Genomic DNA, 2,755 nt, shown 5'->3' on the forward strand with positions numbered 1-2,755 from the left:
GTCTGCTCCCACGGATTCCAGAGCGGCGGGCTGAGGAAGCACCCGCCGGTGGGTCTGCGATCTCGTGTTCAACGTAGCCATCAAAACGCACCTCCCTGAGCTGATGACTAGGGCTGGTCAACGCGGGGCTTCAAAGCGCATTACCGCGCCTCAAGCCCCCTCCTTCAGGAGAGGGTCGTTGACGGCGGTGGGTAGCGGTGGATCTCCGCCCGATGCCCCGAGGAGCCGGCGAACTTGGCGTCATCGGTGAGCAGCGGCACCCTCAGCAGTTCGGCGAGGGCCACGTACATGCCGTCATACGCGGTGAGATTGTTCCGCAACTCCAGCACCCGCGACTGCAGAGGCAGCATCGGATGCCGCACGATCTTGAGTTGGGCGTAGCGTTCCAGCATGATCCGGGCCCTTGCCTCGGAGATGCGCACCTCCGGCTTACTGGTGATCACGTGCCCGCGCACCACCGATGCGATCTCCACGTCGATCAAGGCCGGGGCGTGCACCTTACGGGCCAGCCGCTGACGAAGAAGGTCGTCCCCTTTCACGTTGGCCAGCAGACGGAAAACGATCGAGGCGTCCACGACCAGGCTCACCGGCGCCCCTCGCGCAGGGTCTCGTGAACGAAATCGGGGTCGTACGGCACCGGCTCGTCGGCGGCGATCTTGGCCATCACCTCGTCCAGCGTCGGGGTGGTCGCCTCCTCGTTCAGCAGGTCGCGTACGTAGGCCGTCAGCGACTTGCCCTCATGCTCGGCTCGCGCCTTCAGGGTCCGTTCGGTCTCGTCGGGCACGTCCCGGATCTGTATGGTTCCCATGCCAGCACTTTAGCATGCAACTTGCATGCATCTTTGAATGTCGCCGACTTCACGTCAGCTTCGCCTCGGCTGCCCGGGACCTTTGGCAGGAAGGGGAGAACGCCGACTCGATGGAGAGCGTGTCACACCACGGCGTACCCGTACGTGGTGACGAACGGTGCGAGATCGGGAACTCCGAAGCTTTCGCACATCGACTTGAAGATCACGGCCTTTTCCTCGCCGAAGCCCCGGACCTGAGTGGTGTAGGAGGTGGCGGAGACAAATGTCGGGGGATCGGTTTTGCTGTGAAACTTGTCCGCGTACATCACAAGTTCTTCTTCGGCTGATTCCGCCACGTAGTCGGCAGGTGGCAGCGGGAGGCCTTGCCGCCGTATGTCGTGACGGCTGATTCCCACCCCGGTGTGACAGGAGCAGAAGCGGCAGATCTTCTCCGGGAACCCCTCGTCAAGGAGGAGTTCGTAGCCGAGTATCCCGTGACGCACATAGCGTGCGTGATCGAGCTTTCCATCCTGGTCGTACAGCCGGTACACCCCGATGTCATGAAGCAGGCTGCCGGCCCGCACCAGGTCCGCATCGAGATCGGGGTCGGCACGGGGGAGGAGCTGTTCCGCGATTCCACACACGATTTCGCAGTGGGTGTAGACGAGATCGAACGCTTCCCGGGTGGGCGCGTACTTCGCGTGCAGCGCGCGAATCTCTCCATCCGTTGGAATCCGCATGCCGGGAGTTTAACCACCTGTGACGCCGCTGTCCGGCGTCGCGGATCAGCTCAGTGCTCTTCGTCGGCATCGGATTCGGGCTGGTCGCTCTGGCGTGCGCCGCCGCCCTGATCGTCCACCACTGGAGGACGGCTGCTCACCGGCGAGGCGGCACACGCGCCCGCCGTGGCGCTATCGCCGCCGAGCCGGCCTGACGCATAACCGCGTTCCAGGGCTATCCACCCGGGGCGCGCCGCCGGCCCTGGTGGATGCGCGATGCGTGAGGTTCCGGCTGACGACGGCTGTGCCGCGTCGCTCAAGGATGACGCTGTCGTCGTAGGCCGATGACATGAGTCAATACAGCTTCGGGGGATTCCCTTTGGTCTCCACTACTTTTCGGGTCTGGCTCTCCCATTTCCAGATGAGGTCACGCCACTCGGGGGAGTCGAAGTAGTCGTCCACGGGTGTGGAGGTGTCGAACTCCGGCATGTAGCTACCCAGGACGCCTTTTTCCAGTATGCCGTCAGCGATTACACCGCGCTCCCGCAGGATCAGAGAGGGAAGCCCCAGTTGGAAGGCCATGGCCGGCTCGATGTGCGACCAAGGGCTCGTCAGCCATTGGTCGCTGATGATGTAGGGGGAACGGCCCGGTAAGTCGGCCAGATGGTTTCCAACGGCCCGCTCGACGTATGTCCGGCGGAAGGCAATCGTGATCAAGGCGTTTGACTCAAGCATCAAACGGCGGATCGCTTTCAAGGGGGCGTCCATGTCATAATCCGTCACGCCCAGGGTTCGGGGTGCGAAACCGCGGTCGTCGAGATATTCGCAAAGTGCTTCGACGAACGCCTCTTGCCGGGAGTTGCATGGTTTCGGATAACTCAGAAAAATGGATATTTTAAATCTGGACCGGGGGGACGGGGCGGCGGCGCTCACGTCGGCAGCCTACAACAGGCCGAAGTGGCGCTATGTTCAGAAATAGCGAGTGGGGAAGAGTCAAAGCTTGACCATTGGCGCGGAAGATCGTCGCGGGTCATCCGGACCCAGGTCAAATGGCCTGTTTGTCGCGGCCGAGGTCTCCGGGCACGCCGAGGGAAGACGCAACTGATCAGAGGGTTTCCTTGATCTGGGTGATTCCGCACACCACCGGCGTGCGGAAGGGCCAGGGTGCGGAGCGGCTACCGCCTCTACGGCGACGAGGACCGTGGCCGGCTGGAGCTCGTCAGGGTGCTGCGCGAGATCGGCGTCGACC

General features: G+C 63.1%; 4 protein-coding genes. All 4 read right to left on the reverse strand.

Annotated elements, in window-relative coordinates:
- Nucleotides 1-164: 164 nt before the first annotated feature.
- Nucleotides 165-587, reverse strand: coding sequence for a type II toxin-antitoxin system VapC family toxin (locus ABZU75_RS46100; RefSeq protein WP_355569823.1), 423 nt, complete (start codon nucleotides 585-587; stop codon nucleotides 165-167).
- Nucleotides 584-808, reverse strand: coding sequence for a hypothetical protein (locus tag ABZU75_RS46105; protein WP_355569826.1), 225 nt, complete (start codon nucleotides 806-808; stop codon nucleotides 584-586). Before ABZU75_RS46105 ends, ABZU75_RS46100 begins: the two co-directional genes overlap by 4 nt.
- 122 nt (nucleotides 809-930) lie before the next feature.
- Complete coding sequence (locus tag ABZU75_RS46110) at nucleotides 931-1,527, reverse strand: HD domain-containing protein (RefSeq protein ID WP_355569828.1); 597 nt, start codon at nucleotides 1,525-1,527, stop codon at nucleotides 931-933.
- Nucleotides 1,528-1,860: 333 nt separating this feature from the next.
- On the reverse strand, nucleotides 1,861-2,439 hold the full coding sequence (locus ABZU75_RS46115; RefSeq protein WP_355569831.1) for a hypothetical protein: 579 nt from the start codon (nucleotides 2,437-2,439) through the stop codon (nucleotides 1,861-1,863).
- Nucleotides 2,440-2,755: the final 316 nt, after the last annotated feature.

The sequence above is a fragment of the Streptosporangium sp. NPDC005286 genome (assembly GCF_040607515.1).
Classification (GTDB): domain Bacteria; phylum Actinomycetota; class Actinomycetes; order Streptosporangiales; family Streptosporangiaceae; genus Streptosporangium.

Excerpts from the sequence above, each read along its gene's own strand:
- ABZU75_RS46105 (WP_355569826.1), bottom strand. The coding sequence starts at position 808 with ATGGGAACCATACAGATCCGGGACGTGCCCGACGAGACCGAACGGACC.
- ABZU75_RS46110 (WP_355569828.1), bottom strand. The coding sequence starts at position 1,527 with ATGCGGATTCCAACGGATGGAGAGATTCGCGCGCTGCACGCGAAGTAC.